Below are 16,440 nucleotides of genomic sequence, written 5' to 3'. Positions count from 1 at the left end.
GCCGATGCTTATGAGCGGTTTAGTCTTTTATAAAGTCACCTGCCAGTGCGGCCTCGATCAGCGCGGCTGTTTCCGTCACCCCGTAAAGGGCTATAAATCCGCCAAACCTTGGCCCTTGGCTGGCCCCCAACAGCACCTCGTAAATGGCTTTGAACCAGTCACGCAGCGGATCAAAGCGTTCGCGGCCGCAGGCAAAGACAAGGCTTTGTAGCGCTTCGTCTTCCATTGGCCCGTCGTAGGCCAAAAGCTGATCGCGCAGATCGTTTAGCGCTTCGCGTTCAAGATCGCTAGGCGCGCGGTATACCTTGGCCGGTTTGACAAAATCATTAAAGTAGCGAACTGCAAATTCCGCCGCCTGATCAAGCCCGGGGTGGGTTTCGGCCGAAGCCTCGGGGGCGTAGCGTTTGATAAAACCCCAAAGCTGATCTTTCTCTTCCACATTCGCAACCGAGGCAAGATTAAGCAGCATGGAAAACGGCACCACCATATCCGGCGCTGGCACATTATGGCCGTGGATATGAAACACCGGATTATTCAGCTTTGCTTTGATATCCTGACCTGCATAGGCGCGCAGCTGCTGTTGATACTCATCCATTGCTTTCGGGATCACATCAAAATGCATCCGCTTTGCGGTTTTAGGCTTAAGATACATGAAATACGAAAGGCTTTCGGTATTGGCATAGGTCAGCCATTCGTCAATCGACACGCCATTGCCCGACGTTTTGGAAATCTTATGCCCGTTTTCATCCAGAAACAGCTCATATGAAAAATGCTCGGGGGCGCGATGGCCAAGGATGCGGCAAATTTTATCATAGATGGCGGTATTGGTGGAATGATCCTTGCCATACATTTCAAAATCAACGCCCAAAGCTGCCCAGCGGGCACCAAAATCTGGCTTCCATTGTAGTTTAACATTGCCGCCCGTGACCGGCAGCGTGTGTTCGTTGCCATCGTCGTCGTCGAACGTGATCGTTCCTTCGGCGGCGTTTACGTGCTTCATCGGCACATAAAGCACGCGGCCGGTGTCGGGATGGATGGGTAGGAAGATGGAATAGCTCTGACGGCGCTCTTCGCGCAGGCTGGCAAGCATCACCTGCATAATCTCGTCATATTTTTCCGCCGCGCGCATTAAAACGCTGTCAAACCGGCCCGAGCGGTAAAATTCGGTGGCCGAGTAAAACTCATATTCAAAGCCAAAAGTGTCTAGAAACCGTCGCAGTATGGCGTTGTTGTGATGCCCAAAACTATCGTGGGTGCCAAACGGGTCGGGCACCGAAGTGAGCGGCATTTGCAAATATGGCTCAAGCTTTTCGGGGTTGGGGATATTGCCTGGCACTTTGCGCATGCCGTCCAAATCATCGGAAAAACAAATCAGCTTGGTTGGAATATCGCTAATTTCGCGAAACGCCTGCATCACCATTGTGGTGCGCGCAACTTCCCCAAAGGTCCCGATATGCGGTAGGCCCGACGGCCCATAGCCGGTTTGAAACAGCACATAGCCCTTGTCCGGCGGCGCTTTTTGATAGCGTTTCAGCACCCGCCGCGCCTCTTCAAAGGGCCAGGCTTTTGCGCTGAGCGCAGCATCGCGCAGATCAGACATATTTATTCTCCGAATTAAACTATTGCGCTAAAACCGGCGCATTTCTCTGCTTACTATTGCCACCAGCAACATAGGTCAATATTCTGCACTGCAACAAACTTTATCAAAGGTGGCTATTTTGACCCAGGATTCTTCCCATGTGATGACACCGCAGGATTGTCTTGTGGTGTTGATGATGGCCGTCTCAGCATCGGATGAAAACATTCTGACCGCTGAATTGGTCAAAATTCAATCCACCGTCAATAACCTGCCGATCTTTGCGCAATACGACATCGACCGGCTCAATATCATGTCGCAGGTGGTGTTTGACCTTTTCGAACAAGAGGACGGTCTGGATGCGCTGTTTGGGTTGGTCAAAACCAACCTGCCTAAAGAGCTTTATGAAACCGCCTATGCCCTGTGCTGTGATGTGGCCGCCGCCGATGGAATTATCCGCGAGCCGGAACTGCGGCTATTGGAGGAAATGCGCTATCAGTTGACCATTGACCGGCTGCACGCGGCCGCGATCGAGCGCGGCGCTAGGGCGCGGCATTTAACCCTATAACCCGCGTTTGGACCAACGGGCCAGCAGCACATACTGCACATAGCGTGCCCTCCGGTTCCAATATTCAGCTGCTTTTGAGCTTTCACGCTGCCAGATAGATAGCCGCGCGCGGCGATCAAGGTTTTGGGTGAAAATCGCAAAAGCATAGGGGGTATCGACCCCTTCGGTGACATAGCCGGCAAGCGCGCTGACGAAATGCAACGTTCCGGTTTTGGCCTGAATAAGCGCTTTGGATTTTCGGTCTAAATTGCCGCGGGTATCGCGCGGCTTGATCTGGCGAAGCAGTGACGGAAAATCCGGCATAAGCTTTTGCGCAGCCACCAGACCGCGCACCATGTCCAGCGCCTTGATCCGCGCCCGATCGCCGAGCCCGGAATGGTCAACAAAATGCGCATCTGCCATTTCCAGCTTCTGCGCTGCCCACTCTTGCATATGTTGCGCCGAGCTTATCAGTGTCGAAGCATCCCCACCGGCTTTACGGGTTGCTGCCCTGCCCAGACCTTCCGCAGTTAGGTTGACGGAGTTTTTCAGCATATCAACGAGTATATCAGACAGCTCTGCGCTGTCCGTATAGCAAAGCGGTCGATGCGATGGTTCTGGACTGCCCTCTTGCGGTACTGGCAGATCAATTTTGTAGTACCGCGCAAGACTGTGAAAGACATCTGCCGTACAAGCCCCGGGGCGGCGCAGCGGCAACCAGCGCCCGCCGCCTTTGCCCAAGGCGCTGCGGGCCACCGACCATGCTTCAAGCTCGGGGGTTTGGGTGTATTTGAACACCTCCATCCCCCGGCGTTCAGAGGTCATTTGCACGGTATTGACCTTGGGGCGGAACTTTAAATCACGGGCTTCCAGTTTGAAATCATAGGCTTGGCCTTGCCGCGTCCATTCAAAAAACACACGGTTGAAATTTAGATTAAGCCCAGCAACCGAGGGATTATACCCCAAGTGAACTGGTTGATCGGGGTCAATCTGATGCACGGTGGGAAAACCGCCGTGGTGATAGAAAAACCGTCCGTTAACCTGATTGACACCGGCCGTTTTTAAGGCCTTGGCAAGTTCCGCCAGCCGGTCTGTGGTCAACGTGGGGTCGCCGCCGCCTGCCAGTATAAGGTCGCCATCAAGCACGCCTTCGCTGAGCGTACCGGTGATCATCAGCTGCGTGCGAAACCTGTAATCTGCGCCCAGATGATACAGGGCATAGGCGGCGGTAATGGCTTTGGCCACGCTCGCTGGTGCAAAGCCTTGAGTTTGGTTTTCAGTGGTGAGCAGGCGCCCATCAGCCAGTGCCGCAGCGGCGCAGCCAAGCTCGCCCTTCAAGCCGGATTTTTCAAAAAACGCTCTGGTTGGGGATTTGGCGGGTAACAGCGGCCTTGCTTTGGGGCGCAGCGATGTTTGCGGCGCGCTGGCCCAAGCTGGTCCTGCCACAGCTGCCCCAGTGAGCAGCGCCGCGATCTGGCGTCTGTTAAATCGTTGGCTCATCTGTCTTAGACCCTCAGCATCCTGATGGCCAAGCTTGCGCGCGCAGCGCGGTCGAGGATAGATCGACCATCGGCATATCCACATAGCACCAGCACGGCGCTTGATAGTGCCCCAGCAGGCGGCTTTGGGCTGCTGGTAGGCGTGCCCAGCGATAGATCCGTGCAGCGCGGGCTTTGAGCGGCGCAAGCCGGTGGCCGGGCCGTGCCAGAATACCAAGCGGTGTTGTGGAAATGATGTTTTGCCAATCTTGCCATTGATCAAACTGCATCAGATTATCCGCCCCCATCAGCCAAATGAACCGTGTTTTTGGGTATCGGGCGGCAAGCGCAGCAAGGGTTTCGGCGGTGTACCGCGTGCCGAGGTCTGCTTCAACAGAGGATACCTTCACCCTTGGATCGGTGATCAGATCGCGGGCCGCCGCAATACGGTCCTGCATCGGGGCAGGGCCATGCGGCTTTAAGGGATTGCCGGGGCTGACCAACCACCACAATTGATCCAAGGCAAACCGGCGCAATGCGGTGCGGGTAATTTCAACATGACCCGCATGCGCTGGATCAAACGATCCCCCCAAAAGCCCAACAACCCTTGACGTCATGCGCCGCTTATTCCTTGCTTGGTTCACTTCTATCGCTTGCTGTATCTATCTAACTTGATTGAGAAAAGAAAGCCGATGTTCCACACCTTTATGGGGGCATAGCGATTATCCTACCGTGCCAATGATAGTTTTCGCTGTCAAACCGTTGCCCCGAGGCGTGCAAAGCGTTATTGAGACGAAAAACCCACCTCTGGCGGAGTGCGCGAATGGCTTCCTATCAATATGTCTATCACATGGACGGCGTTTCAAAAACCTATCCAGGTGGAAAGAAGTGCTTTGAAAACATACGGCTGTCGTTTTTGCCCGGGGTGAAAATCGGTGTTGTCGGGGTCAATGGCGCCGGTAAATCCACGCTGATGAAAATCATGGCCGGCCTTGATAAGGACTTTACCGGCGAAGCTTGGGCCGCCGAGGGCGCCAAGGTGGGCTATCTGCCGCAAGAGCCGCATCTGGATGACGGCTTGAATGTGCGCGAAAACGTGATGCTGGGCGTGGCCGAGAAAAAGGCTGTTTTAGATCGCTATAACGAGTTGGCGATGAATTATTCTGATGAAACCGCCGATGAAATGGCGGAGCTGCAAGATCAGATCGACGCAGAAAACCTGTGGGATCTGGACAGCCAGATAGATGTCTCAATGGAGGCCTTGCGCTGTCCGCCCGATGATGCGGATGTGGCGACACTGTCGGGCGGTGAACGCCGCCGCGTGGCGCTGTGTAAATTGCTGCTGGAAGCGCCGGAAATGTTGCTGCTGGATGAACCGACCAACCATCTGGATGCGGAAACTATCGCTTGGCTGCAGCAGCATTTGATCGACTATAAAGGCACCATCCTAATCGTGACCCACGACCGGTATTTCCTTGATGATATCACCGGCTGGATCTTGGAACTCGACCGCGGACGCGGCGTTCCTTATGAGGGCAACTATTCCAGCTGGCTTGAGCAAAAGGCCAAGCGCCTTGCTCAAGAAGCGCGTGAAGATAAGTCCAAACAAAAAACCCTTGAGCGCGAATTGGAATGGATGCGTCAGGGGCAAAAGGCGCGCCAAGCCAAGCAAAAAGCCCGGATCAACGCCTATAATGAGCTGGCAAGCCAATCTGAGCGGGAAAAAATTGCCCGTGCCCAGATTGTTATTCCAAACGGTCAGCGGCTCGGCGGTAAGGTGATTGAAATTGACGGTCTGCAAAAAGCAATGGGCGACAAGCTGTTAATCGAAGGCCTAAGCTTTGCATTGCCGCCCGGCGGTATTGTTGGCGTGATTGGTCCGAACGGCGCAGGTAAATCAACCCTTTTCAAAATGCTCACCGGTCATGAAACCCCTGATGCGGGATCAATCGGCTATGGCGATACGGTGCAGCTTTCTTATGTGGACCAGTCGCGCGATGATCTAAAATCCGATGAAACCGTCTGGGAAGCCATTTCCGGCGGCGCTGAAATTATTGAGCTAGGCGATGCACAGGTCAATTCCCGCGCCTATTGTTCTTCGTTTAACTTCAAAGGCGGGGATCAGCAAAAGAAGGTCGGGCTGCTTTCGGGCGGGGAACGCAACCGGGTGCATATGGCGCGGCTGTTGAAAGAGGGCGGCAATGTGCTGCTGCTCGATGAGCCGACCAATGATCTTGATGTGGAAACCCTGCGTGCATTGGAAGATGCGCTGGTGGATTTTGCCGGCTGCGCTGTGGTCATATCCCACGACCGGTTTTTCCTTGATCGCATCTGTACCCATATCCTTGCCTTTGAAGGCGAAGCGCATGTGGAATGGTTTGAAGGCAACTTTGAAGACTATGAAGAAGATAAAAAGCGTCGCCTTGGGGCCGATGCGCTTGAGCCCAAACGGATTAAGCACAAAAAATTCACCCGCTAGGGGTGGGCTGTGGCCTTATGAGAGCAAATCACCCGCGGCTCTGACATCTGCGGCCATGCCCTCAAGCACTGAACCAGTTCCATCCAGCACGCCTTTGGTGGTCCCGCAGGCCCCCAGCGTTGCCATAAGTGCTAGGATGACAAAAAATCGCAGTGTGCGCATTGATCAATACCTATGTTTTTTGGGCTCGTAAATGAGCGACTGATTTACGAGCTCGACTATACCTGTGCGCGGCCCGCTTTAGCAAACCTAAATCTCATTTGAAAATATCTGCGTTGCTGAACTCTGACATCACGATGCCGGAATAGGCATCGGTGCGGCTTTCGCCGAAAAATTCAAGCATATGTTCCACCTGGTCAAGCCAGCTGAGGCCGGTCACTTCATCTTGGCCAGTTTTTTCAATATCATCATATTCCATAATGACGATCCTAGCTTGCATCAGTCGTAACGCAATTCAAGCAGTGTGCTTAGGGTGTTGCGCCGGTTCCCTCTAGAAGAGTTTCGAATTCGTTGGCTGCAAAATCGACAAGCTGTGCGAAAGAAAACAACAGTGTGGTCGCTTGTCCAATTAGATTGCGCTGAACGTCGTGTGATTGAGTGAACCGCATGCCAACTTCGGGAAAGAGGCGGCCATTGTCATCTGCCACGTCATCTGTTTCGTGCCAAGCATCAACGTGTTTGAAAATCCGCCGTTTTGTGCGCCGTGCCGCGACAAGCGTTTCCGCAGTATGCAGTGCTGAGCAACGGGTCCAGTCTACACCCAGAAGCATAATTTTCATGCGTGGACGTGTCCGGAATTTGCCCAAGGGCGTGTCTGGTCCGCATGCCCAAGCAAGGCTGTGTTCCTTGATGAAGGACGCACTTTCTGGCCCACGCGCGGTGACTGAAACGCACGGGTGCGAGCTGCGGTACGTGCCTGGCCAATTTCGGAATGTCTCAGCTATCAAGCCCATCTCGAGGCAAGGCGTCAGGGCTGCGTTGTGTCCAGGCACGGCGTCTTGGATACGCTTGAACGTCGCTTGCGAACTCTCGTTGGCGTCAAACCATGCGGGCATATAGGCGTCGTTTGAGAAGCCCGGCATCGCAACAAGACCTTTCTCCCCTACCGTTTCGATAATTGCGCTGACAACAGCACGTGCGCCACCGACGACACGCCCGATGCCTTTCATTGACGCATGTACGAAGACACCATCACCGTCTTGAAGGCCAAGACGTTTGAAGTCGGCAATCAACGTAGTTCGCGTTGAAAACGCTTTGTTACATTGATTTTTGGCCTGAGTGCTCATGATACGCATTCCTTTCCATCTGTTTGCCGCCTGTGTACTGACGTATTGATTGTCCTCGAGCGCGATTAACCGCATAAAGTTCGAGTTTGAATAATCATAGTCATTGATGGCCGCGACAAAAGCGTCTTCATAGCCGTCTTTGACTTTGTATTTTACCACAGTGACAATATTGACCATCCCGGCCTCCATATCTTGACGGGCCTTGGGCAGGCCAGAATAGCTGCACAGCGAAAAATTCGCCTAGAGCAGCATATCACCAATGTCTTTGACATCTTCGGAAACGCCGTTGATTACGGCTCCGGCGCCGTTCCAAACGCCTTTGGCGGTGCCGCAGGACACCAAGCCGGTAAGAATGATAAGCATTGTTATTGTTTTAATCGACATCACTTTGCACTGCAAAAGCAGGTCCTTTATATTCTACAATCATTGTGACCATTCGGTCATCCTTTGCATAATCGCGCTGCATTTCGTTTTTTTCAAGGAAAGCGTGATACGCCTCTTCGGATTTATAAATCGCAACTGAGCCGTGGGTCTTTTCGTCGATCTTATACCAGATGGTTTCCTCGACATAGTCCGCAGCATCCAATGTGGATTTCAAAACCACCATATAGTCCCGGTAGGCTTCTTCATCTATTGGGCTTTCGTGCTGCCATAATGCATTGACGATGAACTTCATTTCATATGCCTTTCGCTTGGGGACAGGATCCCATATTAGGTTATCCAAGATCGGTCGTTAAGCAAAGTTGGCAGAACGATCTTTTAGACTCGCGTCATCCCCTTTGATCGATGTTTTCCAAAAGCTCGGAGACCCGCTCTATGGTGCCATTATGGTCATAGCTTTGCACAACGCTGTCGGCCCGCGTCACCCACGGTAAACGGTTATGCGCAAAGAGTTCAACCTTTGGCTCAAACGTATAATGTTCTTTCATGAGACCGGCAAAAACATAGACCAGACCCTCAAGGAGGTCCGGCTTTGAATAGAGGTTCATCCCGCAGTTTTTACAAAATGTCAGATGCAAAAGATTGCCGCTGCCGCCTTCATAAGAATAGGTGTCATGCGGGCCTGATAGTTCAAGATCAATTTCGGTATAGGCAAATCCCCTAAACGCGCCATTGAATAAAAATTCGCAATCTTCGCAATGACACATAAAATGCATCATTGGATCATGTTTGAATTCAAGCGAGCATTGCCCGCAAAAGCACGATACAGTCTTCATTTTTCCCCCCAATCTTTGTCAAGATATGTAAATGTTACTATCCCCAACATTAAAACGGTTTGGCAAGAATTTTTTCAAATTGAGAATTTCAGCCTAATAACTGAACCCTAGGCGGGCGACGTCTTCATAGTCTTTATTGCCGCGGCCCATACACAGTTTGCTCATATCCATTACTTGCAGTTTTTCGAAAAAGGATAATCGGGCCCGCAAGCACAAGCCTCACAGGAAGGAAACACATAAACCGCATCCTCTTAGGGCATCTTTCGGCGATGGTCATTCGGCCAGTCAGGCTAAAAGATATGATACTCACTGATCGCCGTGATGACTTCGTGGCTTTCTAAAATAACGCCCGCTTCGCGGCGCATTTGCATCACTTCGGGGTCGGTCACAAAGGCCTCGACCCCTGCCATGGTTTCCGCCTCGCCAAGATCATAGACCCGGGTTTGATCTTCGTTGCTCATCGCGGTGATAAGTTTCAAGCCGTGCTTGTCCATATGCGGCTTTAAATCATCCACCAGCTTTAACCACCGCTCAAAGCTGCATGTAATTTCAAAGGTTGCTAAAAACCTCATATCTCACCTCTTAATACGCGTTACCAATATAGGGTTTCATATCATAAAATTTATCAAAACGATAAAAAAATTACGAACTCGTGTCCGGATGATCGACTAAATTAGCCGTTGGATTTTTCAGCCACTGCTCCGGTTGCTTTATCTCACCCAAACTCACAGGTTACTTTATTCAAGTCAGTACTATTGGCCGCAATAACCAATCTAGAGGCCCTTTAGGTTATTTGGAAAAAACGTGCTAAGGTTCGCCGCGAATTTAACGACAAATTTCAGCAAGGATTTTTTTATGAGGTTTATTTTATGCGCGCTTATGGCGCTCGGCTTTGGAACTGCTGTGCAGGCTGAAATTCCAGAAGAAATTATTGAAGAATGTAACGAACTTCTCAAAGAAACTTATGATGAGATGCCCGGCTGTTTAATCTATGGAGCTATTGCGTTTCATTTATTGGAAACCATACAACGTGATGATTTTTACGGCTCGTCAGTAAAGTCGGTGCTTGATGGGTGCCGAAATATAAACAATTCAACTCCCGGTGTTTGGACTTGTGTAAACGAGGCCGCCAAAAGCGCGGCTAGAACTCGGAAATTAATAGGTGTCGAGAACATGAAAGACATTTGTTATCGAGGTATTTCAGACCCCGAAACTCTTTTTAAAATAGAAGGTATTCACGAGAATTTAAACAACAAGTACGCCGAAAGTAGTCATATGTTCCCTTTATCAATCAGGAATTCCGTCTACGGGTTTAGAGGTTGTCCAGACTAGCGCTTGCTGCCCCACCCCAGCTCCTTAATCAGCGACATAGCAAGACGCATATTAGCAATTTTGCCACTCGCTTTTGCCCCATTTTTAGGCATCTAAGTTGCATTTTACCCTAGAGATCCCCAGATTAACTTTACATTATAAAATCTATAACTCTTTCGATTTTCAAGGAGCAGATGCATGCCAGGCACATATTACGGGTCGAGTGCAACGGTAACTAGAGGCCATTTTGACTCTTTAGATCCGGCAGAGGATAGGAGAAGTCCAAAGAGAAGTTCTAAGAAACTATCAAATAAGAATAGACGTTACACGGATGAGCTTACAATAATTGATTTTATAATTACACGAAAATTCAATCCAAATATTAAAAAAGAGTTTCCTAACAATACTGATCCAAAGTTGAAGAAGCTCATACAAAAAAAGTATGAAGATCAGTATGAGTGGGCAAAGCAACAACCTCTTTTTAAAACCAGATTTTTAAAAATCCGTAAGAGTATGAAAAAACATCAAAAGAAAGAGAAATTAGATACTAGTGTTGTAGATGAAACCCAACTGAATATTAATATTGATAAATTGCAAAAAAAACGAGGAGAACTTATTGATGAACTTGCAACAATTGATCAGCAAATTCTCTTACTGAAAACAGCCTTAGAAAATAGATAGATCACCGCTCCTGATCTTTCTGCGTTGCCCCACCCTAAAGCAGAAGGGCCTTTTCAAAATTACGACCCACCCCCGCGCAATTCAAAACCGCGCGTCGGGGTCGGCTAGGCGGGCTTTTAGGTTGTCTTCAAGCGCCACTTCGCCGGCGATTTTCATCTGCGCCCAGGTCGACAGCAGCCGGTTGATGCGCCCCTGATACCCGCGGCCCATGGCGCGAAACAGCCGCACCACCGAGCGATCCAGATAGAGCGTGATTTTTTCTTTCGGCTCGCTGCAGTCCACATCAAGCTCAAGCGTGTGCCACGCCTCGGGCACCTGATCGCGCAGGGTGATGTCGATAAAATCATCGCGCTGCAGATAGTAAAGGTTATACAGCAGCCGGTCGCGGGCACGCAGTTCGGATTTACTGGGACGGTGGGGCATGGCGCAATTCTCCTTTGCCGCCATGATGCCCCGCAGCGGGTTAATATCGGCTCACCGCGCCGTGCGCTGCCACCACCGCGATAACGCCGCGATACTGCCGCGATACCGATCTGCCAAATCGGGCTTTTTTGCCGTGGTGATGGCTGCGCAGCTTTAGCTGATCAGCTCAAAGTGGGTCACATCCACCAATCCACGATCAGTGATTTTCAGCGCCGGGATCACCGGCAGCGCAAGGAAGGCCAATTGCAAAAACGGCTCGTCCAAAACCACGCCCAGACCGCGCGCCGCTGCGCGTAAATCCATCAGCCGGTCGCGCACGATCTCGAACGGCTCAAGGCTCATCAAGCCGGCCACAGGCAGCGCCAGTTCGGCCAGAACCTGACCATCGCGCACCACGACAAAACCGCCCTCAATCGCGCTAAGCCGGTTCGCCGCCAGCGCCATATCTGCATAAGATGCACCAACGCAGGCAATGTTGTGATGATCATGGCACACGGTCGAGGCAATGGCGCCCGCCTTTAGCCCAAAACCGCGCACAAATCCGGTAGCGATATTGCCATTTTTCCCATGCCGTTCGATCACCGCAATGCGCAGCAGATCACGGGCCGGATCAGGGGCTTTGTCGCCGTCCACGATGTCTATCTCAACCCGTTGATGTTCAGTGATAATCTGGCCTTCGATGATGCCAATTACATCGCTGATGCGATGGTTTTCCGCGCTGCGAAAATCAGCGGCTTTCAGCGCCCGTGTGTGTACGGAATTGCGCCCCACTGGCGGCAATTGGGGGCGGGCCTCAAAGCGGGCGGGTTCCACCCGGCGGCCGGCGCAAAACACCATCTGTGCATCGCAGGCTTCAAGCGATCCAAGCGCCACAATATCGGCCCGTTTGCCCGGCGCAATATGTCCGCGATCTTTTAGGCCAAAGGCTTCGGCCGCCGAAAGCGATGCTGCGCGATACGCTGCCAGCGGTGGTGTGCCCAGGGCGATCAACTGGCGGATCATGTAATCCAGATGGCCATGCTCAGCGATATCTAGCGGATTGCGATCATCGGTGCACAGGCACATATAGGGCGCAGTGCGTTCGGTTAAAACCGGCTGCAAGGCAGTCAGGTCTTTGGAAACCGAGCCCTCGCGGATCAGCACCCGCATGCCTTTTTGCAGCTTTTCAAGCGCTTCTTGCGCGGTTGTCGCCTCATGCTCGGTCCGGATACCTGCTGCGATATAAGCGTTCAAGTCACGCCCGCTAAGTTGCGGACAATGCCCATCAATATGCTGCCCGTCGAATAATTTTAGCTTGGCCAGAACATCGGGGTCGCGGTGTATTACGCCGGGATAATTCATAAATTCGGCAAGCCCTATGCCCGAGGCGTGATGCCGCAATTCAGCCAGCTCTACGGCATCAATCCTTGCACCCGCCGTTTCCATATCGGTTGAGGGAACGCATGAGCTAAGCTGCACTCGCAGATCCATCACCATATGGTCGCTGGCGTTTTGGAACCAGCGAATACCCTCAGTACCGATCACATTGGCAATCTCATGCGGATCACAAATCGCCGTGGTGATGCCAAGCGGCGCAACGCAGCGGTCGAATTCAAACGGCGTGACCAGACTCGATTCGATGTGCAAGTGGGTATCTATAAATCCAGGCACCAGAGTTAAGCCGCTGACATCTATGACCTCATGACCGTGATACTGATCTGCAATGCCAACAATCATATCACCGCAGATGGCAACATCGCCCACAATGAATGTACCCGTTATAAGATCAAAAATACGACCGCCGGTGAGCACTAGATCGGCGGGTTCATCGCCGCGTCCCTGTTCAATCCGGGCGTTTAGGTCGGCCATAGAACTCTCCTTAAATCATTGTTTATGGGAAATTTATTAAGATCACCCAAAACTCTAAAAACTTACCCATTGGCTTTGGCTTGATCGCATTTTAGCACAAAAATTTTACATATGTGGAGAGAACATTGTGAAAAAAGGCCGCGTGGGCCAAAAATTTGCTACAAAAGCTAAGTCGCTAAATTTGTACCGCATTTATTGCGATCAGGGGTTGCGGCCACGCGAGTGCCAGTTTAAAGACGTCTCACTTGGCGCGGGATGGAGCAGCCCGGTAGCTCGTCAGGCTCATAACCTGAAGGTCGTAGGTTCAAATCCTACTCCCGCAACCAAAATACTGATTTGATTAGATTTCATGTCGCCAAGTTTTTACCCTGATATCTGTTTATCTTTTGGAATTAAATACGGACTTGTTACGATTTAATCCAGTATCAGTGTTAAGATATGTTGGGTTGAGGCATTGGCCTGAGCCAGCATTGCCGCCGATGCTTGTGCCAGTATTTGAGACTTGGCAAGCCTAGTCGTTTCTGCTGCAAAGTCTGCATCTTGGATATGGCCCAATGACTTAGCGACATTCGTACCAGCGTTGGTTGCATTTGCTATGATATTATCAAGCCGATTGCTTAAGCTCCCCAAATTTGCGCGTTCAGAGTTCACCGCCTGAAGAGCTGAATCAATTTTTGTGAGTGCTGACCTGGCGCTTGATAAATCGTTAATATGCAAGCTGGCTATTATTTCTAACTCCATGAAATCAACTGATGTATCGTCATGTACTCTTACATCTAAAAGTCTATGTGAATTTAAATCTTCCAGAATAGATAAGTTTGTACCCTGCTGGGAGGAAAAATTTGATAAATCTAATGTTATTTCCACCCCTTCTGTTGAGATAGTAGTACTACGCCAGCCAGAATCAATATAGCTGTTAGGCCCTGCGTGTTTACCAAGGCCGACCTTATATTCAGAGAACAAAGCCGCCCCGCTGCTATCAAATGCAGAAAATGCTATGTAATCATCGCGGGGCCGGCCCAAATTTGCTGGTCTGGCTTTCAGTGTTAAAACGGCAGATTGAAGCGGTCCATCAATTGCGGCTAAATCAAAGGTTGAAGCCCGCAGGTGATGTGAGGTTTGGTCATCAAAACCTATGAAGCTCTTAATGCCCTCTGACAGGCTATCTACGTGCGTTTGAAAACCTGTCGAAATATAGCCATTTTCTGCGCCGTCCGAAATATTAAAGGAGTCCTTTTTTCCTGAAAGGATCTGTGTGTTAGACGTTAAACCCAGAGCCGATGAATTCATTGAACTAATTGAGGTTGTGATATGATCGGCACTCGTACTTCCATTGCCAATGTGGAAGGTTTTATTGGAAAAGGTTCCATCCAATAAAGCCTGACCAGCCCAAGTTGTTTCCGAAGCAATCGCTTCAATACCTGCAAGTAACTGCTGAGCTTCTTGATTTAGGCTAGACCTATCTGCATCCGAATGTGTATCATTCGCTGCCTGAACCGCTAATTCTCGCAGACGCTGCAAACTGCTTTCAATCTGTTGCAACCCACTGTCAGCTGTTGCAACTACGCTTTGATCATCCATAGAATTGCGAACGCTCTGATGCAGACCACGCATATGACTGGTCAGGCGAGAGGCAATAGCCACACCTGCAGCATCATCCTTTGCTGCATTAATGCGATGACCTGAGGACAGGCGCTGCATAGCTGTTGCCGCATCCACATGCATTGATGTGGTTGCAGCGCGAGCCATCAGGGCACTGGTATTTGTTCCAAGAGTGATCATAGAACAGGGGGCCTCAGATCATTAAATACTTTTCCGCTACTAATTACGGCAATTTTTATTTTGAATTAAGGTAAAATTTAGAAATAAAATATAAACATTTGGGGTGCTTAATTACTGTCCATTTCAGTACGGACACTAAACGGCCCATAATAGACCGGGTATTAGGGAGATTATAATCACAAAATAATTGTCTATCTAGAAGGTCATAGGTTCAAATTCCAGTGCCGCAACTAACTCTTTAATATAGTCTAAACTTTGGTCGGATTGGCGATTTGGCTTCTTATCCCAAACTAAAAAAATGTGAATCTCACTGAGATTTGTAAGCCCTGTGTTGACCTGGTGGTTGACGGTGCTCAGTGACGAGGTGGGCCAAGTGTGTCCCTTAATTTAACACTGGTGTCCAGCTCACGGCTTTGTGGCTTTCTGTCATGGATCATATCAACCAACATTTGTGCAGCTAATTTACCCATTTTGCGGTGTGGAACATGCACAGTGGTGAGCGCTGGTTCAGTCACACTGGCAATTTCTATATCATCAAATCCTGTAATGGATATGTCCCTTGGCACTTCAAATCCTAGGGTTTTTGCGGATTTTACAGCACCCACAGCAAAAACATCATTACCGCAAATAACGACGGTTGGAGGTTTGCTGGAAGACATCAACTTATTAAAGGCGATCTCTCCGTTTTCAATTGAGTAAGGAATTTGGATTAACTTTAGATCATCGGGGTTTAAACCAGATGTTTGCATGACTGCGCGAACACCTTCCACTCGATCACTCGCACGATCATTTTCGGTTGTGGGTGCAGATATAAATCCAATGTTTTGGTGCCCTAAAGCGACCACTTTTTCGGCCAAGGGGGTAATGGCCTTTCGATTATCAAACCCGATGGAAATTTGTTCTGCGTGTTTTTGATAAATCCAAGATATTAAAACTGGGACCTCCCGTTTTTCCAAAAATTCATAAATTTTTGGTGAGCGATGATGACCAATTAGCAAAAGCGCATCAGCGCCTCGTGCTGTAAGGGCTCTTATCTGTTGCTCCTCCAACTCATTGTCATAAGAGGAACAGGCAACAAGTAGGGTCATTCCAAGAGACCCTAATTCTTCTTGAAACGCCTGCAGACCACGCGCGAAAATCGCGTTTTCCATTGTGGGGATAATAGCCCCCACGGTATTTGTTCTCTTTGCCGCCAGAGCCCGCGCATTAAAATTTGGTGCATATCCCATATTCTGAACGGTTTGCAGAACCCTTTCGCGTGTTGATTTGCTAAGCTGTTCTGGCGTGTTAAGACAGCGCGATACAGTTGCTGTTGAAACACCTGCTTGGCGCGCAACATCAGCTAAAGTTGGGACTGTCGATCCTTGGGTCATTAACGTTCTCGCATCCAGCTTAGTGTTAATTCCAGTCACTTTAGCGGTTTCAAAAAAAAACTCAAACACTGATGTAAGCGCTTGCAGAAATAAATGCAAGCGCTTACACAATGTCCAGAATCATCTATCAACGAGCTTGTAATGGACATGTCCCTAAACCTATCTGCTTTTAGTGCGCGGTTTTCGGCTGCGCCTTTATCGTGGGTTCATTTTGCAATTTGTCGCTTTTGGACGATCATCACCGCACTTGGTTTGAGGTTTATCAAGGCTCTGCTGGGATTAAGCCTTTTTGTTGTTTCTGGGTTGACAGGCGAGTCTATACTTCGCATTTCTGCTAGAACTACACCGTTCGCGTTTTTCATGCTGTTTGTGGTGATCTTCATTGCATGCATCCCGGCGCTGTCGACCACACCTTTGCCGGACTTCTATAAGTAGGAAT

Annotated in this window: 19 protein-coding genes and 1 tRNA gene; 7 read left to right on the top strand and 13 right to left on the bottom strand. The window is 50.0% G+C overall.

Features of this window, described 5'->3' with window-relative positions; all coding sequences use genetic code 11:
- Window positions 1-19: 19 nt before the first annotated feature.
- Window positions 20-1,600 (bottom strand): lysine--tRNA ligase, encoded by a 1,581-nt coding sequence (locus tag GN278_17070; protein XAT62327.1) that lies wholly within the window; start codon window positions 1,598-1,600, stop codon window positions 20-22.
- 118 nt (window positions 1,601-1,718) lie between these two features.
- Between GN278_17070 and GN278_17065 the strand changes: the two genes are divergently transcribed.
- A complete protein-coding gene (locus GN278_17065) occupies window positions 1,719-2,144 on the top strand; it encodes a 2-dehydro-3-deoxyphosphooctonate aldolase (GenBank protein ID XAT62326.1) in 426 nt (141 codons plus the stop codon).
- On the opposite strand, the gene dacB is transcribed toward GN278_17065, so the two are convergent.
- Together dacB and GN278_17055 are read right to left on the bottom strand one after the other, a co-directional pair.
- Window positions 2,139-3,707 (bottom strand): D-alanyl-D-alanine carboxypeptidase/D-alanyl-D-alanine-endopeptidase, encoded by a 1,569-nt coding sequence (gene dacB / locus GN278_17060; protein ID XAT62325.1) that lies wholly within the window; start codon window positions 3,705-3,707, stop codon window positions 2,139-2,141. The genes GN278_17065 and dacB overlap by 6 nt on opposite strands.
- Entirely contained in the window at window positions 3,637-4,218 is a 582-nt protein-coding gene (locus tag GN278_17055) for a nicotinate-nucleotide adenylyltransferase (protein ID XAT62324.1), read from the bottom strand. The genes dacB and GN278_17055 overlap by 71 nt, the downstream gene beginning before the upstream one ends.
- Window positions 4,219-4,424: 206 nt before the next feature.
- On the opposite strand from GN278_17055, the gene ettA reads away from it, so the two are divergent.
- Complete coding sequence (gene ettA, locus GN278_17050; protein XAT62323.1) at window positions 4,425-6,080, top strand: energy-dependent translational throttle protein EttA; 1,656 nt, start codon at window positions 4,425-4,427, stop codon at window positions 6,078-6,080.
- A 15-nt stretch (window positions 6,081-6,095) separates the two neighbouring features.
- On the opposite strand, the gene GN278_17045 is transcribed toward ettA, so the two are convergent.
- From GN278_17045 to GN278_17020, 6 genes are all read right to left on the bottom strand, one after another.
- On the bottom strand, window positions 6,096-6,242 hold the full coding sequence (locus tag GN278_17045; GenBank protein XAT62322.1) for a hypothetical protein: 147 nt from the start codon (window positions 6,240-6,242) through the stop codon (window positions 6,096-6,098).
- Between the two features lie 94 nt (window positions 6,243-6,336).
- Complete coding sequence (locus GN278_17040) at window positions 6,337-6,498, bottom strand: hypothetical protein (protein ID XAT62321.1); 162 nt, start codon at window positions 6,496-6,498, stop codon at window positions 6,337-6,339.
- 49 nt (window positions 6,499-6,547) lie between these two features.
- The gene (locus GN278_17035; GenBank protein XAT62320.1) at window positions 6,548-7,555 is read right to left on the bottom strand and encodes an aminoglycoside N(3)-acetyltransferase; all 1,008 of its coding nucleotides are present in this window, start codon (window positions 7,553-7,555) and stop codon (window positions 6,548-6,550) included.
- A 184-nt stretch (window positions 7,556-7,739) separates the two neighbouring features.
- A complete protein-coding gene (locus GN278_17030; protein XAT62319.1) occupies window positions 7,740-8,042 on the bottom strand; it encodes a hypothetical protein in 303 nt (100 codons plus the stop codon).
- A 94-nt stretch (window positions 8,043-8,136) separates the two neighbouring features.
- Window positions 8,137-8,583, bottom strand: coding sequence for a hypothetical protein (locus GN278_17025; protein ID XAT62318.1), 447 nt, complete (start codon window positions 8,581-8,583; stop codon window positions 8,137-8,139).
- Window positions 8,584-8,873: 290 nt separating this feature from the next.
- A complete protein-coding gene (locus tag GN278_17020; GenBank protein ID XAT62317.1) occupies window positions 8,874-9,155 on the bottom strand; it encodes a hypothetical protein in 282 nt (93 codons plus the stop codon).
- A gap of 283 nt (window positions 9,156-9,438) precedes the next feature.
- Here GN278_17020 and GN278_17015 point away from each other — a divergent pair, with 283 nt between their 5' ends.
- Both GN278_17015 and GN278_17010 read left to right on the top strand, forming a co-directional pair.
- Complete coding sequence (locus GN278_17015) at window positions 9,439-9,915, top strand: hypothetical protein (protein ID XAT62316.1); 477 nt, start codon at window positions 9,439-9,441, stop codon at window positions 9,913-9,915.
- A gap of 177 nt (window positions 9,916-10,092) precedes the next feature.
- On the top strand, window positions 10,093-10,575 hold the full coding sequence (locus GN278_17010; GenBank protein XAT62315.1) for a hypothetical protein: 483 nt from the start codon (window positions 10,093-10,095) through the stop codon (window positions 10,573-10,575).
- Window positions 10,576-10,656: 81 nt separating this feature from the next.
- On the opposite strand, the gene GN278_17005 is transcribed toward GN278_17010, so the two are convergent.
- Complete coding sequence (locus GN278_17005; GenBank protein ID XAT62314.1) at window positions 10,657-10,998, bottom strand: hypothetical protein; 342 nt, start codon at window positions 10,996-10,998, stop codon at window positions 10,657-10,659.
- Between GN278_17005 and GN278_17000 the strand changes: the two genes are divergently transcribed.
- On the top strand, window positions 10,997-11,155 hold the full coding sequence (locus GN278_17000; protein ID XAT62313.1) for a hypothetical protein: 159 nt from the start codon (window positions 10,997-10,999) through the stop codon (window positions 11,153-11,155). The genes GN278_17005 and GN278_17000 overlap by 2 nt on opposite strands.
- On the opposite strand, the gene ade is transcribed toward GN278_17000, so the two are convergent.
- Window positions 11,152-12,846: an adenine deaminase gene (ade, locus tag GN278_16995; GenBank protein XAT62312.1), complete on the bottom strand. Its 1,695-nt coding sequence runs from the start codon at window positions 12,844-12,846 to the stop codon at window positions 11,152-11,154. The genes GN278_17000 and ade overlap by 4 nt on opposite strands.
- A gap of 249 nt (window positions 12,847-13,095) precedes the next feature.
- Here ade and GN278_16990 point away from each other — a divergent pair.
- Window positions 13,096-13,172, top strand: a tRNA-Met gene (locus tag GN278_16990).
- Window positions 13,173-13,260: 88 nt separating this feature from the next.
- Here the strand turns inward: GN278_16990 and GN278_16985 are convergent.
- Together GN278_16985 and GN278_16980 are read right to left on the bottom strand one after the other, a co-directional pair.
- Entirely contained in the window at window positions 13,261-14,628 is a 1,368-nt protein-coding gene (locus GN278_16985; GenBank protein ID XAT62311.1) for a hypothetical protein, read from the bottom strand.
- 353 nt (window positions 14,629-14,981) lie between these two features.
- Window positions 14,982-16,001, bottom strand: coding sequence for a LacI family DNA-binding transcriptional regulator (locus GN278_16980; protein XAT62727.1), 1,020 nt, complete (start codon window positions 15,999-16,001; stop codon window positions 14,982-14,984).
- Between the two features lie 141 nt (window positions 16,002-16,142).
- On the opposite strand from GN278_16980, the gene GN278_16975 reads away from it, so the two are divergent.
- Window positions 16,143-16,436 (top strand): hypothetical protein, encoded by a 294-nt coding sequence (locus GN278_16975; protein ID XAT62310.1) that lies wholly within the window; start codon window positions 16,143-16,145, stop codon window positions 16,434-16,436.
- Window positions 16,437-16,440: the final 4 nt, after the last annotated feature.

The organism is Rhodobacteraceae bacterium Araon29, assembly GCA_039640505.1.
Taxonomy (GTDB): Bacteria; Pseudomonadota; Alphaproteobacteria; order Rhodobacterales; family Rhodobacteraceae; genus CABZJG01.
This window is presented reverse-complemented; position numbering and strand designations above follow the sequence as displayed.